Origin of the sequence: Agromyces hippuratus, assembly GCF_013410355.1 — a bacterium.
Classification (GTDB): Bacteria; Actinomycetota; Actinomycetes; order Actinomycetales; family Microbacteriaceae; genus Agromyces; species Agromyces hippuratus.
The window spans coordinates 3,781,226-3,799,081 of record NZ_JACCFI010000001.1; the positions used below are offsets into that span (position 1 = coordinate 3,781,226).

Annotated in this window: 15 protein-coding genes and 1 pseudogene; 11 read left to right on the forward strand and 5 right to left on the reverse strand. The window is 70.1% G+C overall.

Annotated elements, in window-relative coordinates:
• Positions 1–7 precede the first annotated feature (7 nt).
• From BJY17_RS17715 to BJY17_RS17735, 5 genes are all read left to right on the forward strand, one after another.
• Positions 8–1,048, forward strand: coding sequence for a 4-hydroxy-3-methylbut-2-enyl diphosphate reductase (locus BJY17_RS17715; protein ID WP_179552533.1), 1,041 nt, complete (start codon positions 8–10; stop codon positions 1,046–1,048).
• 189 nt (positions 1,049–1,237) lie between these two features.
• The gene (locus tag BJY17_RS17720) at positions 1,238–1,900 is read left to right on the forward strand and encodes a TetR/AcrR family transcriptional regulator (RefSeq protein WP_179552534.1); all 663 of its coding nucleotides are present in this window, start codon (positions 1,238–1,240) and stop codon (positions 1,898–1,900) included.
• Complete coding sequence (locus BJY17_RS17725; RefSeq protein WP_179552535.1) at positions 1,894–3,627, forward strand: ABC transporter ATP-binding protein; 1,734 nt, start codon at positions 1,894–1,896, stop codon at positions 3,625–3,627. The genes BJY17_RS17720 and BJY17_RS17725 overlap by 7 nt, the downstream gene beginning before the upstream one ends.
• Before the next feature lie 107 nt (positions 3,628–3,734).
• A complete protein-coding gene (locus BJY17_RS17730) occupies positions 3,735–5,753 on the forward strand; it encodes an ABC transporter ATP-binding protein (protein WP_246304133.1) in 2,019 nt (672 codons plus the stop codon).
• Positions 5,754–5,949: 196 nt separating this feature from the next.
• Complete coding sequence (locus BJY17_RS17735; protein WP_179552536.1) at positions 5,950–7,233, forward strand: vanadium-dependent haloperoxidase; 1,284 nt, start codon at positions 5,950–5,952, stop codon at positions 7,231–7,233.
• Between the two features lie 6 nt (positions 7,234–7,239).
• Here the strand turns inward: BJY17_RS17735 and BJY17_RS17740 are convergent, their stop codons facing one another.
• Positions 7,240–7,890, reverse strand: coding sequence for a DUF6264 family protein (locus tag BJY17_RS17740; protein WP_179552537.1), 651 nt, complete (start codon positions 7,888–7,890; stop codon positions 7,240–7,242).
• Positions 7,891–7,897: 7 nt separating this feature from the next.
• Complete coding sequence (gene fbaA / locus BJY17_RS17745) at positions 7,898–8,929, reverse strand: class II fructose-bisphosphate aldolase (protein ID WP_179552538.1); 1,032 nt, start codon at positions 8,927–8,929, stop codon at positions 7,898–7,900.
• 105 nt (positions 8,930–9,034) lie between these two features.
• Here fbaA and BJY17_RS17750 point away from each other — a divergent pair, with 105 nt between their 5' ends.
• From BJY17_RS17750 to BJY17_RS17765, 4 genes and pseudogenes are all read left to right on the forward strand, one after another.
• The gene (locus BJY17_RS17750; RefSeq protein WP_179552539.1) at positions 9,035–10,000 is read left to right on the forward strand and encodes a fructose-bisphosphatase class II; all 966 of its coding nucleotides are present in this window, start codon (positions 9,035–9,037) and stop codon (positions 9,998–10,000) included.
• Positions 10,001–10,141: 141 nt separating this feature from the next.
• Positions 10,142–11,143: a class II fructose-bisphosphatase gene (gene glpX, locus BJY17_RS17755; protein ID WP_179552540.1), complete on the forward strand. Its 1,002-nt coding sequence runs from the start codon at positions 10,142–10,144 to the stop codon at positions 11,141–11,143.
• Between the two features lie 48 nt (positions 11,144–11,191).
• Positions 11,192–12,537, forward strand: a pseudogene (locus tag BJY17_RS17760) (MFS transporter).
• Between the two features lie 65 nt (positions 12,538–12,602).
• On the forward strand, positions 12,603–12,998 hold the full coding sequence (locus BJY17_RS17765) for a VOC family protein (protein WP_179552952.1): 396 nt from the start codon (positions 12,603–12,605) through the stop codon (positions 12,996–12,998).
• 19 nt (positions 12,999–13,017) lie between these two features.
• On the opposite strand, the gene BJY17_RS17770 is transcribed toward BJY17_RS17765, so the two are convergent.
• Positions 13,018–13,893 carry a serine hydrolase gene (locus BJY17_RS17770; RefSeq protein WP_179552541.1) on the reverse strand — a complete coding sequence of 292 codons (876 nt, stop codon included), beginning with the start codon at positions 13,891–13,893 and terminating at the stop codon, positions 13,018–13,020.
• 209 nt (positions 13,894–14,102) lie between these two features.
• Here BJY17_RS17770 and BJY17_RS17775 point away from each other — a divergent pair, with 209 nt between their 5' ends.
• Together BJY17_RS17775 and BJY17_RS17780 are read left to right on the forward strand one after the other, a co-directional pair.
• Positions 14,103–15,020, forward strand: a complete 918-nt coding sequence (locus BJY17_RS17775) for a S66 peptidase family protein (RefSeq protein ID WP_179552542.1) — start codon at positions 14,103–14,105, stop codon at positions 15,018–15,020.
• Positions 15,021–15,168: 148 nt separating this feature from the next.
• Complete coding sequence (locus BJY17_RS17780) at positions 15,169–15,753, forward strand: MurR/RpiR family transcriptional regulator (RefSeq protein ID WP_322789889.1); 585 nt, start codon at positions 15,169–15,171, stop codon at positions 15,751–15,753.
• A gap of 27 nt (positions 15,754–15,780) precedes the next feature.
• Here the strand turns inward: BJY17_RS17780 and rmuC are convergent, their stop codons facing one another.
• Both rmuC and BJY17_RS17790 read right to left on the reverse strand, forming a co-directional pair.
• Entirely contained in the window at positions 15,781–17,139 is a 1,359-nt protein-coding gene (rmuC, locus tag BJY17_RS17785; protein WP_179552544.1) for a DNA recombination protein RmuC, read from the reverse strand.
• An 81-nt stretch (positions 17,140–17,220) separates the two neighbouring features.
• Positions 17,221–17,838: a 3'-5' exonuclease gene (locus BJY17_RS17790; protein ID WP_179552545.1), complete on the reverse strand. Its 618-nt coding sequence runs from the start codon at positions 17,836–17,838 to the stop codon at positions 17,221–17,223.
• Positions 17,839–17,856 lie beyond the last annotated feature (18 nt).

The window sequence follows — 17,856 nt, forward strand, 5'->3', positions numbered from 1 at the left end:
CCTTGGCATGCCCCGAGTTCCGGGCGTGCGCGGCCGGCTCAAGGATAACCCGGTCCCCGGACAGAAGCGGGTGCTCCTGGCGGCCCCGCGCGGCTACTGCGCCGGCGTCGACCGCGCCGTGATCGCGGTCGAGAAGGCCCTCGAGCACTACGGCGCCCCGGTCTACGTGCGCAAGCAGATCGTGCACAACATCCACGTCGTCACCGAGCTCGAGGCGCAGGGCGCGATCTTCGTCGAAGAGGTCGACGAGGTGCCCGAAGGCGCCCACATCGTCTTCAGTGCGCACGGCGTCTCGCCGGCCGTCGTCAACGCCGCCGCCGACCGCGGCCTGCACGCGATCGATGCGACCTGCCCGCTCGTGACCAAGGTGCACCGTGAGGCCGTGCGCTTCGCGCGCGACGACTTCGAGATCCTGCTCATCGGCCACGAAGGACACGAAGAGGTCGAGGGCACGGCGGGCGAGGCGCCCGACCACGTGACCATCGTCAACAGCCCCGACGACGTCGACAACATCGAGGTGCAAGACCCCGACAAGGTCGTCTGGCTCTCGCAGACCACGCTCTCGGTCGACGAGACCATGGAGACCGTGCGCCGCCTGCGCGAACGCTTCCCGAATCTTCAAGACCCGCCCTCCGACGACATCTGCTACGCCACCCAGAACCGCCAGGTCGCGATCAAGAAGGTCGCACAGGACGCCGACCTCGTGATCGTCGTGGGCTCGGCCAACAGCTCCAACAGCGTGCGCCTCGTCGAGGTCGCGCTCGAGTACGGCGCGAAGGCCGCCTACCGGGTCGACTACGCGAGCGAGGTCAAGCAGGAGTGGCTCGACGGCGTCGAGACGGTCGGCGTGACGAGCGGGGCGTCCGTGCCCGAGGAGCTCGTGAAGGAACTGCTCGACGCACTCTCCGACGCGGGATACGGCTCGGTCTCCGAGGTGAAGACGGCCGAGGAGGACCTGATGTTCTCGCTGCCGAAGGAACTGCGCAAAGACCTGCAGGGCAACCGCGACGAGCGTGCCCTCGGCGGTCGCGCTCGCGCGCAGCGCTGATCCGGTGAGCGGATGCCGCGGCCGCGCGTCCGACGGCTGGTGATCCGCTCGCCTGGTGGATCCGCTCGCCTGGTGACGGTCGTCGGCGGGCCGCTCGCGTTTCCGCCGTCGGCGAACTCCGCCGCGTGGCGCGGATCCTCCGTCTCCAGGGGGATGGAGTGAGCGCTCACTCCGCGTAGTATCGCCCGCATGAACTCGAATACCGAGCGTTCGACGCGCGCGAGGCCGATGCCGGTCGAGGAGCGTCGGGCGGCGATCGCCCAGGCGACGCTGCCGCTGCTCGTCGCCCACGGACGCGACGTCACGACCCGGCAGATCGCCGATGCATCCGGGGTCGCCGAGGGCACGCTGTTCCGCGTGTTCGACGACAAGGAGGCGATCATCGACGCCGCCGTCGAGCACTTCCTCGACCCCGAGCCGTTTCGAGCGGCGCTTCGCAGCATCGATCCGTCGCTTCCGCTCGAGCTGAAGGTCGAGCTCGTGCTGGCCCGGTTCCTCGAACGGTTCAGCGGCATCTTCGGGGTATTCGCGTCGCTCGGCAGCCGCCCCCGGCCACCCGCGCAGAACCTCGAGATCATCACGGATATCTTCGACGAGCTGCTCGCCCCCGACCTCGAGGCGTTGCGCGTGCCGCCGGCCCAGGTCTTCAAGTTCGTGCGACTCGTCGCGTTCTCGTCGGCGATGCCGCAGTTCGGCCCGACGATCGGGCTCGACACCGACGAACTCGCCCACCTCATCGTGCACGGCATCGCGTCATCGACGGGCGCACCCGCGCCGGCGGCATCCGCTGCCGTTCTCGAACCGACCATCCAGACCGCTCCGACCAGCCCGATGGGAACCACTCCATGCTGATGAAACTGCTGCGCCGGCACCTCCGGCCGTATTGGGCGCTGCTCCTCGGCGTCCTCGTGTTCCAGCTCGCGCAGTCGATCGCCTCGCTCTACCTGCCGACGCTGAACGCCGACATCATCGACGACGGCGTCGCCAAGGGCGACACCGGCTTCATCATCTCGACCGGCGGCGTGATGCTCGCCATCACGCTCGCCCAGGTGGCGTGCGCCATCGCGGCCGTGTACTTCGGCGCGAAGGCGGCGATGGCCTTCGGCCGCGACCTGCGCGTCGCCGTGTTCCGCAAGGTCGCCGACTTCTCGGAGCAGGAGGTGTCGCGCTTCGGCGCACCGAGCCTCATCACGCGGTCGACGAACGACGTGCAGCAGGTGCAGATGCTCGTGCTCATGTCGTGCACGATCCTCGTCTCCGCGCCGATCCTCGCGATCGGCGGCGTCTACATGGCGCTCCGCGAAGACCTCGCCCTGTCGTGGATCATGGTCGTCGCCGTGCCCGTGCTGCTCGTCTCGGTCGGGCTCATCATCAGCCGCATGGTGCCACTCTTCCAGTCGATGCAGAAGCGCATCGACGGCGTCAACCGGGTGCTCCGGGAGCAGCTCACAGGCATCCGCGTCATTCGCGCCTTCGTGCGCGAGGGCGTCGAGAGCGAGCGCTTCGACGAGGCGAACGACGCGCTCACCGACACCGCGCTCAAGGCGGGCCGCCTCTTCGCCCTCGTCTTCCCGGTCGTCATGCTCGTGCTGAACGTCTCGAGCATCGCCGTGCTCTGGTTCGGCGCCTACCGCGTCGAAGACGGCTCGATGCAGATCGGCTCGCTCACCGCCTTCCTCAGCTACCTCATCCAGATCCTCATGGCGGTGATGATGGCGACGATGATCGCGTTCCTGCTGCCGCGTGCGGCGGTCTCGGCCGGTCGCATCGGCGAGGTGCTCGAGACGGCGTCGAGCGTCGTCGATCCAGAGCAGCCCGTCTTCACGCTCACCGCACCCGGCACGGTGGAGTTCCGCGGCGTCGACTTCGCCTACCCCGGCGCTGAGGAGCCCGTGCTGCACGACCTGAACTTCGTCGCCGAGCCCGGCCAGGTCACGGCGATCATCGGCGCCACCGGCTCGGGCAAGACGACGATCGTCAACCTCGTCGCGCGCCTCTTCGACGCGACGGGAGGCTCCGTGCTCGTGGGCGGCGTCGACGTGCGGGAGCTCGACCCCGAGGTGCTCGGCGCCCAACTCGCCCTCGTGCCGCAGAAGCCCTACCTCTTCGCCGGCACCGTCGGCTCGACGCTGCGCTACGGCGACCCCGAGGCGAGCGACGCCGAGCTCTGGAGCGTGCTCGAGACCGCGCAGGCGCAGGACTTCGTCGCCGCGATGCCCGGCCAGCTCGAGGCGCCCATCGCGCAGGGCGGCACGAACGTCTCGGGTGGCCAGCGACAACGACTGTCCATCGCGAGAGCCCTCGCGAAACGACCACCGATCTACCTGTTCGACGACTCGTTCTCGGCCCTCGACACGGCGACCGACGCCCGCCTGCGCGCGGCCCTGTCGCGCACGGTGTCCGATGCCACGATGATCGTCGTCGCCCAGCGCGTCGCGACGATCGTCGGCGCCGACAAGATCCTCGTCGTCGAAGACGGCCGCATCACGGCGCAGGGCACCCATGAGGAACTGCTCGCGAGCTCCGAGGCGTACGCCGAGATCGTCGAGAGCCAGCTGAGCGTGGAGGAGGCGGCATGAGCGCGTCGCAGGGACAGCCCCAGGAGCCCGCCGGGTCGCAGGAGACCCCGGCGGCCCAGGAGACGGCGGCCCCGGCACGCCCGGTCGGGCCGCCGCGCCGCGGCCCGATGGGCGGCGGCCCGATGGGCGGCGTCGGCATGCCCGCCGAGAAGTCGATGAACTTCTGGCCGTCGGCCAAGCGACTGCTCCGCCGGCTCAAGCCCGAGCGAGCGCTCGTCGCGGCCGTCGTACTGCTCGGCGTCGTGAGCGTCGTCTTCTCAGTGCTGGGCCCGAAGATCCTCGGCGAGGCGACGAACATCATCTTCGAGGGCTTCCTCTCGTCGCAGATGCCCGCGGGTGCGACGCAGCAGCAGGTCGTCGACGGGTTGCGTGCCTCCGGTGACACCCAGCAGGCCGACATGGTGTCGTCGATGAACCTCGTGCCCGGGGAGGGCATCGACTTCAGCGCGCTCGCGACCGTGCTGCTCTGGGTGCTCGCCCTCTACGTGCTCGCCTCGCTCTTCGGGTGGGCGCAGGGCTACGTGCTGAACGGCGTGACGCAGCGCACGGTCTACCGCCTGCGCCAGGAGGTCGAGGAGAAGCTCCACCGCCTGCCGCTGTCGTACTTCGACAAGATGCAGCGCGGCGAGCTCCTCTCGCGGGTCACGAACGACATCGACAACGTCTCGCAGTCGTTGCAGCAGACGATGAGCCAGTTGCTCACGTCGCTCCTCACCGTCGTCGGCGTGCTCGTGATGATGTTCATCATCTCGCCGCTGCTCGCGGCCATCGCGCTCGTCACGATCCCGCTCACGATCCTCATCACGACGATCATCGCCAAGCGCTCGCAGAAGCTCTTCGTTGCGCAGTGGACCCATACCGGCGCCCTCAACGCGCAGATCGAGGAGGCCTACTCGGGCCACGCCCTCGTGCGCGTCTTCGGCCGCCGCCGCGAGGTCGAGCGCGGGTTCGACGACAAGAACGACCAGCTCTACGAGGCGAGCTTCGGCGCGCAGTTCGTGAGCGGCATCATCATGCCCGCCATGATGTTCGTCGGCAACCTCGTCTACGTCGCGATCGCCGTCGTCGGCGGCCTCATGGTCGCAGCGGGCAGCATCAGCCTCGGCGACGTGCAGGCGTTCATCCAGTACTCGCGGCAGTTCACCCAGCCGCTCAGCCAGCTCGGCTCGATGGCGAACCTCCTGCAGTCTGGCGTCGCGAGCGCCGAGCGGGTGTTCGCGCTGCTCGACGCCGACGAGCAGGTGCCCGATCCGGTCGAGCCCGAGGCCGCCGCGGATGCGGACGGCGCGGAGGGCGCGGCATCCGGTCGCCTCGTCTTCGACGATGTCTCGTTCAGCTACGACCCCGAGAAGCCGCTCATCGACGACCTCTCGCTCACCGCGGAACCCGGGCAGTCGATCGCGATCGTCGGCCCGACCGGGGCGGGCAAGACCACCCTCGTGAACCTCATCATGCGCTTCTACGAGCTCGACTCCGGGCGCATCACGCTCGACGGCGTCGACATCACGCGCATGACGCGCGACGAGCTGCGCGGCCGCATGGGCATGGTGCTGCAGGACACCTGGCTGTTCACGGGCACGATCCGCGAGAACATCGCCTACGGGCGACCGGATGCCTCGGAGGACGAGATCCTCGAGGCGGCCCGGGCGACCTACGTCGACCGCTTCGTGCGCACGCTGCCCGACGGGTACGACACGGTGCTCGACGACGAGGCGTCGAACCTCTCGGCCGGTGAGAAGCAGCTCATCACGATCGCCCGTGCATTCCTCGCGCAGCCGGCCGTGCTGATCCTCGACGAGGCGACGAGCTCGGTCGACACGCGCACCGAGCTGCTGCTGCAGCACGCCATGAACGCGCTGCGGAAAGACCGCACGAGCTTCGTGATCGCGCACCGGCTCTCGACGATCCGCGACGCCGACCTCATCCTCGTGATGGAGGACGGGCACATCGTCGAGCAGGGCGACCACGCCGGGCTGCTCGCCCAGGGCGGCGCGTACACGCGGCTCTACGAGGCGCAGTTCGCGGCGCCCGCCGATGCGGGGGCGCTCGTCGACCCCGAGGACGTCGGGGGACCGGGTACGGCCACGGGCGGCATCGAGGCGGTGCCGGAGGGCGCCACGAGCTGACCGGCGCCGCCGCGACGTCCGCGCGACGGACGGGATTCGCCTCCGATGCCCCGGATGAGATGTGCCCCCGGGGGCTTGTGCGCGCGTACGTGCGCGACGAAGATGCAACCGTCAGGGCACGTCAGAACCTTCGTCCTTACACGTCATCCGGCTTTCCATCCCTGAGCGACCCGTGCGTGTCAGTTGGAGGTACCCGATGTCTCTCAAGCCCAGCAAACTCATCACCGCCGCGGTCGCCGCGGTCGCGTGCCTCCTGGCCCCCGTGGTCGTCGCGGGGCCGAGCCAGGCGGTCCCCGACATCGGGCGGGATCCCGCCGTGATCAGCGAGTGGAACGCGATCGCGGTCCGCACGATCGCGACGGAGAACGGCACCCCGGTGCCGGCATCGCCGCTGTATTTCGCGTTCGTGTCGATCGCGATGCACGATGCCGTCGCCACCATCGAGGGTGGTTTCGAGCCGTTCACCGAGCTCCCGCGAGCTCACGCGCACGCCTCGCCCGAGGTAGCGGCGGCGACGGCGGCGCACCACGTGTTGAAGCACTACTTCCCGAACTCGGGTGCGAACCTCGATGCCGACTACGCGGCGTTCCTCGCAGAGGTGCCGAAGGGGGTCGGCCTCGTGCACGGCACGCGCGTCGGTGAGGACGCGGCGGCAGCGATCATCGCGTTGCGTGCGGACGACGGGCGCGGAGATCCCCATCCGTTCCTCGCCCAACCCGACATCGGCGTCTGGCGGCCGACTCCCGATCTGCTCCTGCCGATGGCGGTGTCGTGGCTCGGCTTCGTCGACCCGCTCGTGATCGATTCGCCGACGCAGTTCGCGCCCGCCGGGCCCGATCCCGTCGAGTCGGACGCGTATGCGACGGACTTCACCGAGGTGAAGGAGAAGGGCGCGCTGAACGGGTCGACCCGCTCGGATGCGGAAAGCGCGACGGCAGTGTTCTGGACCGCGAATCCGGTGGCGCAGTACAACGCGGTGATGCGTGCTGAGACGGCGCAGCGCGGGTACGACATCGGCGAATCCGCTCGAGCGTTCGCGCTGCTGGGCACCTCGATGGCCGACACGCAGATCTCCTGCTGGCGGTCGAAGTTCGATGAGGCGTACTGGCGCCCGATCACGGCCATCCACGAGGCCGGCGCCGACGGGAATGATGCAACGGTGGCGGACCCGACGTGGAAGGCCTTCCGTGAGACCCCGCCGTACCCCGACTATACGAGCGGGCACGCCTGTGTGACCGGTTCGGCGTCGGAGGTGTTCGGCCATCTGTTCGGCGCGGACACGATCGACATCGATGTTCCGTCGACCGTGCAGGGCCGTCCCGACCGGCACTTCGCGGCCACGAGCGACCTCGATGACGAGGCGATGAACGCGAGGATCTGGCTCGGATTCCACTTCCGGAAGGCGATGACCGACGGGAACGCCCTCGGCCACACCGTTGCCGGTCATGTGATCGAGGGCACGTTCCGCGCGACCGACTGATCGCGCCTACGGCTGGGCGGGCGCCAGCGACTGCAGGAAGGCCGGGTCGCTCGCGAACACGAGCATGCCGACGACCACCACGACGATGAACGCCGCGACACCCGCGAGGAGCGGAACCCACCAGGCAAGTCGGCCGGTCCGCATGCGCGCACGCGACCAGAGCAGCGCGCCGACCCACAGCAGGAGTTGCAGCGCGATGCCGACGAAGATGTACACGGGTACCGCGGGGCCGGGAGTGAAGTCGGCCGGCCCGTCGATGCCGAGCATCGATGCCGAGAGCTTCGCCGATTCGAGTGCTGTCGTCGGCAGCTGGAAGAGCGACAGGCTGTTGTAGAGCGCACCGAACACGCCGATGACGAGCAGGGCGATCGTCCACATGCGATCGATCGGGTGCGCACCGGCAGCAGCGGCGCCCGAGGGAGCCGCCTGGGCGGGAGTCACCGCTGCGGCGGGCTCGGCGATCGCCGCGTCAGAGGCCGCCGCCCGCTCATCGACCGGCGGCGTCCATGTCCACCCTTCGGGGGCGTACTCGCCGTATTGCGGACGAGGCCGCTCGTCGCGCCGCGGCGACGGCGCGGCGGGCGGGGTCGCCCCTCCGTTCGTCGTTGCGGCGTCGCCCGACTGGTCGGGCGTTCGAGCGGCCTCGTGCTGCGACATCCGTGCCCTACGCGCTGATCGACTGCGCGGCGGAACCGAGCTGACGGGTCGACTCGCCGACGCGAACCGCCATGGCGGTCTCGGCGACCTTGCCCCAGGCGCGCGGGTCGTACTGCTTCTTGTTGCCGACCGAACCGTCGACCTTCAGCACGCCGTCGTAGTTCTGGAACATGTAGCCGGCGACGGCGCGCGTGTACGCGTACTGCGTGTCGGTGTCGATGTTCATCTTCACGACGCCGTTCGCGACGGCCTCGGCGATCTCGGCGTCGGTCGAGCCCGAGCCGCCGTGGAAGACGAGGTCGAGCGGCTTCGCCGCGGTGCCGTACTTGGCCTGCAGGCCATCCTGGATCTCCTTCAGGAGCGCCGGGCGCAGCTTCACGTTGCCGGGAGCGTAGACGCCGTGCACGTTGCCGAAGGTGAGGGCGGCCATGTAGCGGCCCTGGTCGCCGAAGCCGAGCGCCTCGACGGTCGCGATCGCGTCGTCGAGCGTCGTGTAGAGCGCGTCGTTCGAGCCCTCGTGCTGCACGCCGTCCTCCTCGCCGCCGACGACGCCGATCTCGACCTCGAGGATGGCGTTGATCGCCTTCATGCGGGGGAGGATCTCTTTCGCGATCTCGAGGTTCTCGGTGAGCGGCACAGCCGAGCCGTCCCACATGTGGGACTGGAAGATCGGGTTGCGGCCGGCCTTGACCTCGGCCTCGGAGGCCTCGATGAGCGGGAACACGAAGTCGGCGAGGGCCGGCTTCGGGCAGTGGTCGGTGTGCAGTGCGACCGTGATCGGGTAGTTCTTGGCGACCTCGTGGGCGAAGCGCGCGAAGGCGAGCGCGCCGGTGGCACGGGCCTTGACGGTGTGGCCGGCGAAGTAGTCGGCACCGCCGGTGGTGACCTGGATGATGCCGTCGGAGCCCGCCTCGGTCAGACCCTGCAGCACCGCGTTGAGCGTCTGCGAGGAGGAGACGTTGAAGGCCGGGAACGCGAAGCCCTTGGCCTTCGCGGTGTCCAGCATCTCGGCGTACTGCTCGGGGGTGGCGATGGGCATGGTGCTCCTTCGGACGACAACGGGTTTGGCGTCGAGTCTACCGACTTGCCGAGGGGTGCTCAGGTGTCGGATGCCGCGGCGCCCGCAGCACGGCAGGATGGACGCGTGCCGACCGACCAGCTCCGCCTCGCCGAACGCGGCCTCGTCGACGGTTTCCGCCGCGCGACGGCGCTCGCCGCGCTGGCCGCCTCGCCGCTCATCGGCTCGGACGACGGCCACGCCATCGACGCGCTCGCCGTGCAGGCGCTGCGCTCGGCGCTCGGCGAACTCGACGTCGACGGGGTCGTGGTGGTGGGCGAGGGCGAGAAGGACGAGGCGCCGATGCTGTACGTCGGCGAGCGGTTCGGCCGCGCTGGAAGGGGTTCGCCCGTCATCGATCTCGCGGTCGATCCGGTCGACGGCACCCGGCTGGCGGCGGCCGGCGCACCCGGCGCGATGGCCGTGCTCGCGGTCGCACCGCGAGGCGCCCTCGCCGCGCTCGGTGCGGCCCACTACCTCGAGAAGCACATCACGTGGCTTCCGGACGCCCCGGCCGGCGCTTCCGTCGGCGAACTCGTCGACCGCATCGCTGCGGCACGGGGCATCGCCGCCTCGGGGGTGCGGGTCGCCGTGCAGGATCGGCCGCGGAACGAGGGATTCGTCGTCGAGGCCCGGGCGGCGGGGGCATCCGTCGAGCTCTTCGTGCACGGCGACGTCGAGCGCAGCCTTCGTGCGGCGGGCGGCGAAGCGGGGCTCGATCTCGTCTCGGGCATCGGCGGCGCCCCCGAGGGGGTGCTGACCGCAGCGGCGGTGCACGCGCTCGGCGGCTCGATGTGGGCGCGACTCGCGCCGCAGTCGAGGGTCGAGCGAGCGCGCGTGCTCGCCGACGGGCTCGACCTCGATCGCGTCTGGTCGCTCGGCGAACTCTGCGGAGCACCCGCATGGGTCTTCCTCAGCGCCGTGACCGAGTGTGCACCGGGCGACGCGGTGATGCCCGGCGTACGAACGCGGCCGGACGGCCCTGCGATCGTGGCGACCTGGCACGCCGGGCCGGGCGTCGACGCCATGGTCGGCGAGGTGCGCGTGGTGTGAACGACAGCTTAAGAATGCACATTCTTTCATCGCCGTCGCCCTGAAAACAGGCGAGATCGGCGGGCGCGCTGCATAGGCTGGAAGCATCGTTCCATGGCCGCCCCGACTGGCCGGCCGCACTAGCGTCCGGGAGGACCCTCGATGGTGAGCACCGACACGGCAAGCCTGTTCTTGCACCCCGACCGCAACATCGCACTCGAACTCGTGCGTGCCACGGAGGCTGCGGCGATCCGCTCGTACCCGTGGATCGGCAAGGGCGACAAGCTCGGGGCCGACGGCGCAGCGGTCGACGCGATGCGCGCATTCCTCGGCACGGTGGACTTCGAGGGCGTGGTCGTCATCGGCGAGGGCGAGAAGGACGCCGCGCCCATGCTCTTCAACGGCGAGCGCGTCGGCACCGGGCGCGGCCCGGCCTGCGACATCGCGGTCGACCCGATCGACGGCACCTCGCTCACGGCCGCCGGCCGGCACAACGCGCTCTCGGTCATCGCCGTCTCCGACCGCGGCACCATGCTCGACGCCTCCTCGGTCTTCTACATGGACAAGATCGTCACGGATGCCTCGGGCATCGGCGTCGTCGACATCCGGAAGCCGATCGGCGAGAACCTGCGCGCGCTCGCCGCGGCGAAGGGCAAGGACGTCAGCGAACTCCGCGTCGCCGTGCTGAACCGCGACCGCCACGAGCGGCTCATCGCCGACATCCGCGAGGCCGGCGCCGGCACCCGCCTGATGAGCGACGGCGACGTCGCCGGCGGCATCAACGCGGCCCGCTACGAGTCGCGCATCGACATGTGCGTCGGCATCGGCGGCAGCCCCGAGGGCATCACCACGGCGTGCGCGATCAAGGCGCTCGGAGGCTTCATGCAGGGCGTGCTCGCGCCGAAGGACGACGCCGAGCGTGCGCGCGGCGAGGCCGCCGGCCTCGACTGCGAGCGCGTCTACGAACTCGACGACCTCGTGCGCGGCGACAACACGTTCTTCGTCGCCACGGGCGTGACCGACGGCGAGCTGCTCGACGGCGTGCGCAAGAAGGGGCCCATCGTGCGCACCGAGTCGATCGTGCTGCGCGGCAAGTCGGGCACGATCCGCCGCATCGTGGCCGACCACCTCGTCGAGAAGTGGCTCGTCGACGACGCGCTGTGACGCGCGCTCGCGGGTGACCGTGTCGGCGGGGGTCGCCATGATGGACGGGTGACCACCGCCGCTCGACTCCCGCGTGCCCTCCGACCCTTCGGGTCGGGCCAGTACCGTCTGCTCACGGCGGCGCTCGCAGCGTCGCTCCTGAGCGCCGGCGCGTGGATCGTCTCGGCCGTCTGGCAGGTCGTCGAGCTCGGCGGCACGCCCGTCGACCTCTCGTTCGTGGCGGTCGGGTCGAGCCTCGGGCTCGTGCTCGCGGTGCTCTTCGGCGGTGTCGCCGCCGACCGCATCCCGCAGCGGCGCATCCTCCTCGCTGTCGAGGTCGTGCGCGGTGCCGCGTTCTCGGTCGCCGCCGTGCTCGCCGCCACCGGAGTGATCGAGGTGTGGCACCTCGCCGTGCTCTCGTTCGTGCTCGGCCTCGCCGACGGCTTCTTCTACCCGGCCTACTCGGCCTGGCTGCCCGCCATCCTCCCGAACGAGCAGCTGCTCGCCGCCAACGGCATCGAGGGGGTGCTTCGGCCCTCGGTGATGAACGCCGCGGGCCCGGCGGTCGCGAGCGCCCTCATCGCCGTGCAGGGGCCGTGCTCGCGTTCGCGGTGGTCGCGGGGCTGCAGGTGGTCGCAGCGGCCGTGCTCGGCGTGATGCGCACGACTCCCGTGCGACGGGTGCTCGACGGGCCGCCGGTGCACCCGGTTCGGCAGACGTTCATCGACCTGCGCGACGGGTTCGCGTACCTGCTGCAGACGCGATGGCTGCTCGCGACGCTCATCTTCTCGATCCTGCTGGTCTTCGTCATCATGGGTCCGATCGAGGTGCTGCTGCCGTTCGCCGTGAAAGACCAGACGGGCGGCGGCGCCGGTGCCTTCGCCCTCGCGCTGGCCGCGTTCGGCGTGGGCGGCGCGATCGGCTCGCTCGCCGTCGCGTCCATGCGACTGCCGCGGCGGTACCTGACGCTCATGATCCTGGCGTGGGGGTTCGGATGCCTCCCGCTCGCGGTCATCGGCTTCACCTCGTGGCTCTGGGTGATGGTCGTCGCGCTCTTCATCTGCGGCGTGCTCTTCTCCGGGGCGAGCGTCGTGTGGGGCACGTTGCTGCAGCGCCGGGTGCCGCCCGCGATGCTCGGCCGGGTGTCGAGCCTCGACTTCTTCGTCTCGCTCGCGCTCATGCCCATCTCGATGGCCGTCGCGGGCCCGGTGGGGGAGTGGATCGGCATCGCGCCGGCCTTCCTCATCGCGGGCGTCGTGTCGCCGCTGCTCGCCATCGGCACCCTCGCGCTCGCCCGTCTCGGGCAAGACGAGCTGGCGCATCCGCTCGATGCGTCGGCCGACGCCGAACCGGTGACCGGTGCGGGGGCCGTTGCGGGCTTCGAGCCTCCCGTCGACGAGCACGAGCACAGGTGAGGGGTCGACGTCGCCCATGCGTCGTGCAAGTGTGGGGTGCACGTACGTGAAAGGGGATCACGATGATGGTCACGGTTCGAGATGCGTTCCCGGGGTTCAGCGTCGATGACGTCGAAGCGGCGCGCGAGTTCTACGGTACGAGACTCGGGTTGCCCGTGGGCGACGAACCCGGCGCCGGGGCGCTGCGCGTCACGCTGCCATCGGGTCAGGGCGTCTTCATCTACCCGAAGCCGAACCACGAGCCGGCGAGCTTCACGATCCTGAACCTCGTGGTCGACGACATCGACCGCGCCGTCGACGAGCTGAACGCAGCAGGCGTGGTCACGAAGATCTACACCGCCCCCGACGACTTCGGCACCGATGAGCGCGGCATCGCGCACGGCTCTGCGACCGGGCAGGGACCCGACATCGCCTGGTTCACCGACCCTGCGGGCAACGTGCTGAGCGTGCTCACCGCTTGACGGCGCACCGCCCGCGGGCTCAGCCGGCGACGGGGCGGTCGGTGACCGTCTGCCGCAGGGCACCGCGGAGTTCGGCGCCGATCGCCGTCATGCGCTCGAGCACGGCATCGCGCAGGTCGACCTCGTCGCTCCAGTTCGCCAGCACGGCCCAGGCCAGTCCGCCGTCGCCCCCGTCGACGTCGCACACGCCGATGTCGATGCGGGCGGTGCTGATGGTGCCCGTCTTGTTGCGCAGGACGAACCCGTTGTCGGGTTCGGTGTGCGCGAGGGGGTCGACGCCGAACGGAGCTGCGACCATCGACTGGTCGGTGTTGAGGGCGAGCCATCCGAGCACGCGGGCCGAGACCGCCGGTGACACGATGCGCCCCCGAGTGAGGTCGGCCATCAGGCGCACGAGTTCAGCGGCGTTGCCGCGCGAGAGGGTCGGCGGATGCTGCGGCCCGCGGTCTTCGCGCACCCGGTCGAGCAATGCCGATGCGGTGAAGCCGAGCGATCGGCCGGTGTCGCCGATGCGGTCGATGCCGAGCCGCCGCACGAGCACGTTGGTGGCGAGGTTGTCGCTCACGGCGCCGATCAGGGCGCAGGCATCGCGAATGCTCAGGGCTTCGAGGTCGAGCACGTGCCAGAGTCCGGAATCGGCGACGAGGTCTTCGGGCAGCCGTTGCACCGGCTCGTCGAGGTCGAGCTCGCCGGTCTCCGCTTGGCGCGCCGCCTCGATGAGCAGGAAGACCTTGCCCACGCTCGCAGTCTTGAGCACGCGATCGGCGTCGTGCGACCACAGCACGTCACCGGTGGCTGCGTCGGCGACCGCGGCCGACCACTCGACCGTGCTCAGGTCAGCTGCACCGGCCGTGATCGCCTCGTCGAGCCCCTGCACGTTCCACTGCTGCGCCATCGAGGCTCCTCACGTCGTTGCGGCATGCTGGTGAAACGATACCTATCCGCCTGTTACGCACCGTATCATCGAGCAACGTCCTCGCGCACTGCACTCCGAGATGGCAGTGTTGATGCTGTGCAGGCGGGGCCGGTTCATCCTCGAACTGTCGGTTGGATCGATGCCATGTGAAACGTAAGATGCTCGCTACTCGAAGGTAGGAACTCCGCTTGACCGCCTCTGAACTCGGTCCGCTCACCCCCGGCGCCCGCGTCGCCATCGTCGCCCCGAGCGGGCCGCCGCCGTCGGAACTGCTCGCCCGCTCGCTCGAGTTGCTCGACGGGTGGGGACTCGAGCCCGTCGTGTTCCCGAGCGCGACGGCGACGCATCCGCGAGCACGGTACCTCGCCGGGCCGGATGTGCAGCGTGCGGCAGATCTCCAGTCCGCCTGGTGCGATACGACCGTCGACGCCGTGTTCTGCGCTCGCGGCGGGTACGGCTCCGTACGGATGATCGACCTGCTCGACCGCGATGCGCTCGCCGCCGCGCCGCCGAAGCCGCTGTACGGCAGCTCCGACGTGACGGGCATCCACGAGTATTGGCTCGAGCGAATCGGGCTGGCGACCTGGTTCACGCCGATGACGGCGACCGCGGCGCTGCTCGACGATGCAGCGGCCATCGAGAGCCTGCGGCGTGCCGTCTTCGAGCCCGTCGGGGGTCGGCGCTTCACCGCGCCGACGGCCGAGACGCTCGTTGCGGGCGAGGCGACGGGCCGGATCATCGGCGGCAACCTCAGCCTGCTCGCCATGACCCTCGGGGCGCACGGCCTGCCGGTCGCGGATCACACCGGATGCATCGCACTGCTCGAAGACGTCGAAGAGGAGCCGTACCGTCTCGACGGCCTGCTGACCTCGCTCCTCAGGGCGGGCTGGTTCGACGGCGTCACCGGCATCGCCCTCGGGAGCTGGCAGGGCTGCGGCGACCTCGGCGAGGTGCGCGCGCTCGCCGAAGAGCTGCTCGCTCCGCTCGGGGTTCCGCTCGTGTGGGAGCTCGGCTTCGGCCATGGGCCGCACGCCTCGAGCATTCCGCTCGGGGTGCGCGGGACGCTGGTGGCAGGCTCCGAACCCGAACTCGTGATCGAGGCGTGACCCGCTGACGCGATGAATGTCCCCAGTCCGGGGCTTCGCAGGGGTGTCGCTCTTGGTGGTGCACCCCTCGACCGGGCACGATTGCATCGGAAAGGGTGACATGCCGCCAGATGATCTCGGGAGTCCGCACGAACGGTACGACGCGCGGGTGCAGCGGCGCTCAGCGCTGCTGCTGAAGCGTCGCATCGTCGAGCAGGAGCGCGAGCACTTCCTCGCCGCCCTCGACTGGGCTCACGACGAGGCCGCCTTCGAGCGCATCGCGGCTGCGATCGTGGCCTCGCGTCGACGCTTCATCCTCGGCGCGGCGAAGTCGTTCACCTACGCCTCGCTGCTCGCGATGGACCTGAGTGCGGGGCTCGCCAACGTGTCGCTCATCGACGGCACCATCGTGCGGCCGCTCGACGTGCTGAGCGACGTGCGCTCGACCGACGTGCTCGTCGCGATCTCGCTCTCGCGCTACCGCAAGTACACGGTCGACATCGCCCGCCGGTTCGCCGAGGCGGGAGGAACGGTGATCGTCATCACCGACTCGGCCGATGCGCCGCTCGCCGACGTGGCTCAGGAGCTGCTCATCGTCGACACCGAGAGCGCCTCGTTCGCCAACTCGCCGACATCGGTCGCGCTCGTCATCCACCTGCTCGTCACGTTGACGACCGCCAGCGCGAAGGGCGCCGGCCGTCGGCTGCAGGAACGCGATCGACTGAGCGAGAGCCTCGACCTGTACTACGACTGAGGCGGCGTAGCCCCTCGCGCGGCCGTGTCAGTCGGCGTCGCCCGTGGCCTCGAGCTGGCGACGCAACTCGGGGTCGAGGTCGGCGCTGGTGGTCGAGACGAGTTCGTACGCCGTGAGCTCGCGCGGCGCCTCTTCGATACCCGTGAGCGGCGCGAGCACCTTCGACTCGTCGAGGGCGCCGAGCTTGCGGGCGGTCGGCAGCACCTGACGCTCGAGGGAGCCGACGAAGGCGTTGTAGTCCTTCACGCTGCGCTCGATGGTGCGGCCGAGCTTCTCGATGTGGCTCGCCGTGGTCGAGAGACGGGAGTAGAGCTCGCGGCTCAGGTCGAACAGCGTCTTCGCCTCGTTGGTGAGTACGTCTTGCTGCCACGAGAAGGCGACGGTCTTCAGCACGGACCACAGCGTCACCGGGGAGGCGAGAGCGACCCGCTTCGAGAACGCGAACTCCATGATCGTGGGGTCGGCCTCCATGGCCGCGGAGACGAGGGACTCGCTCGGAATGAACGCGATGACGAGCTCGGGGGAGGCGTCGAGGCCGTTCCAGTACCCCTTGGTGCCCAGCGCCGTAACGTGGGCGCGCACCGCGGCGACGTGCTGCTTCATGAACTCTGCGCGTCGTGCGCCCTCTGCTCCCGTCGCGGTGGCCGGGATCTGGCTGGCCTCGAGGTAGGCGTTGAACGGCACCTTCGCGTCGACGGCGATCGACTTGCCGCCGGGCAGTCGCACGACCATGTCGGGGCGGCCGTGACCGGAGTCGCTCGTGATGCTCGACTGCACGTCGAAGTCGACCCGCTCGATGAGGCCGGCGGCCTCGACGACGCTGCGCAGTTGTGTCTCGCCCCAGACTCCGCGGGTGCTGTTGGAGCGGAGGGCAGAGGCCAGGGACTCCGCCGTGGAGCGCAGGCGCTCTTCGGATTCGGCGGCGGACTTCAGCTGCTGGGTCAGTTCGCCGTGCTGGAGCGTGCGCTGGCTCTCGAGCTGCGTGACCTTCGACTGCATCTCGGTGAGCGACTGCTTCACCGGGGCGAGTGCCTGGAGGACCTTGCTCTCTGCGGCGTCGCGCGCCTCGCGGGCCTGCACCTCGGCGCGCTGCTGTTCGACGAGCTCGCGGTACTGCTGCTGAGCGGAGAGGATCTGCTCGCGGAGCGCCTCTGCCGTGGCCTGCGTGGAGGCGAGCTCTTCGCGGAGCACCGCCTTCGCGGCCTCCTCGCCGACGCGCACCTCGGCGAGCCGGGCCTGCATGCGGGCCTCGACGAGCGCCGGGTCTTCGGCGACGGGTGACTCGGCCGCGGCCTGCGACGCACGGCGCTGCAGCACGAGCGCGGCAACGAGGGCGCCGAGCGCGATGCCGACGATGAGGCCGATGACGAGGGCGAGGATGTCCATGTCCACAGTGTCGCAGGGGCCGCAGACATCGCCCGGCTCCGGGCCCGGCGGGCCGCTACTGCAGTGCGAGCCGGCGGGCCGCTACTGCAGTGCCATCGGGCCGTGCGCTGCACGGTCGTCGCGCGTGGCGACCGGCCCGATCGCACCGACCTTCACGCGCGTGACGTGCGCGAGGCGGTCGAGGTCGTCGACCTCGTGACGGGCCGCGGAGTGCACGATGATCGCGGCGCACGCCTCGGCGTCGGCGAGCGCGTCGTGGTGCGAGAAGCCCTCGAAGCCTGCGGCCATCGCGGCGACCGGCAGCCGGTAGGACTCGAGGTGGTAGGTGCGCCGTGCGACCTGCAGGCTGCAGAGGTAGCGGAAGTCGGGCACCTCGAGGCCGAGTGCGGTCGAGGTCTTTGCGATGACGCCCATGTCGAAGCCCGCGTTGTGCGCGACGAGCATGTCGTCGCCCGCGAATTCGCGCAGCGCCGGCAGGTGCACCGACCAGTCGTCGGCGTTCGCCACCATCTCGGGAGTGATGCCGTGGATGCGCACGTTCCACTCCGAGAACTCGTTGTGCGGGAACGGCGGGCGGATGTACCGGTGCTCGCGCTCGACGACCCGGCCGTCTCTCACCTTCACCAGCCCGACCGAGCAGGCGGAGGCGCCAGAGGAGTTGGCGGTTTCGAAGTCGATCGCGGTGAAGTCCACTGGCACACTGGCATCGTCGCATGC

Excerpts from the sequence above, each read along its gene's own strand:
- BJY17_RS17715 (WP_179552533.1), top strand. The coding sequence starts at position 8 with ATGCCCCGAGTTCCGGGCGTGCGCGGCCGGCTCAAGGATAACCCGGTC.
- BJY17_RS17720 (WP_179552534.1), top strand. The coding sequence starts at position 1,238 with ATGAACTCGAATACCGAGCGTTCGACGCGCGCGAGGCCGATGCCGGTC.
- BJY17_RS17725 (WP_179552535.1), top strand. The coding sequence starts at position 1,894 with ATGCTGATGAAACTGCTGCGCCGGCACCTCCGGCCGTATTGGGCGCTG.
- BJY17_RS17730 (WP_246304133.1), top strand. The coding sequence starts at position 3,735 with ATGGGCGGCGGCCCGATGGGCGGCGTCGGCATGCCCGCCGAGAAGTCG.
- BJY17_RS17735 (WP_179552536.1), top strand. The coding sequence starts at position 5,950 with ATGTCTCTCAAGCCCAGCAAACTCATCACCGCCGCGGTCGCCGCGGTC.
- BJY17_RS17740 (WP_179552537.1), bottom strand. The coding sequence starts at position 7,890 with ATGTCGCAGCACGAGGCCGCTCGAACGCCCGACCAGTCGGGCGACGCC.
- fbaA (WP_179552538.1), bottom strand. The coding sequence starts at position 8,929 with ATGCCCATCGCCACCCCCGAGCAGTACGCCGAGATGCTGGACACCGCG.
- glpX (WP_179552540.1), top strand. The coding sequence starts at position 10,142 with ATGGTGAGCACCGACACGGCAAGCCTGTTCTTGCACCCCGACCGCAAC.
- BJY17_RS17765 (WP_179552952.1), top strand. The coding sequence starts at position 12,603 with ATGGTCACGGTTCGAGATGCGTTCCCGGGGTTCAGCGTCGATGACGTC.
- BJY17_RS17770 (WP_179552541.1), bottom strand. The coding sequence starts at position 13,893 with ATGGCGCAGCAGTGGAACGTGCAGGGGCTCGACGAGGCGATCACGGCC.
- rmuC (WP_179552544.1), bottom strand. The coding sequence starts at position 17,139 with ATGGACATCCTCGCCCTCGTCATCGGCCTCATCGTCGGCATCGCGCTC.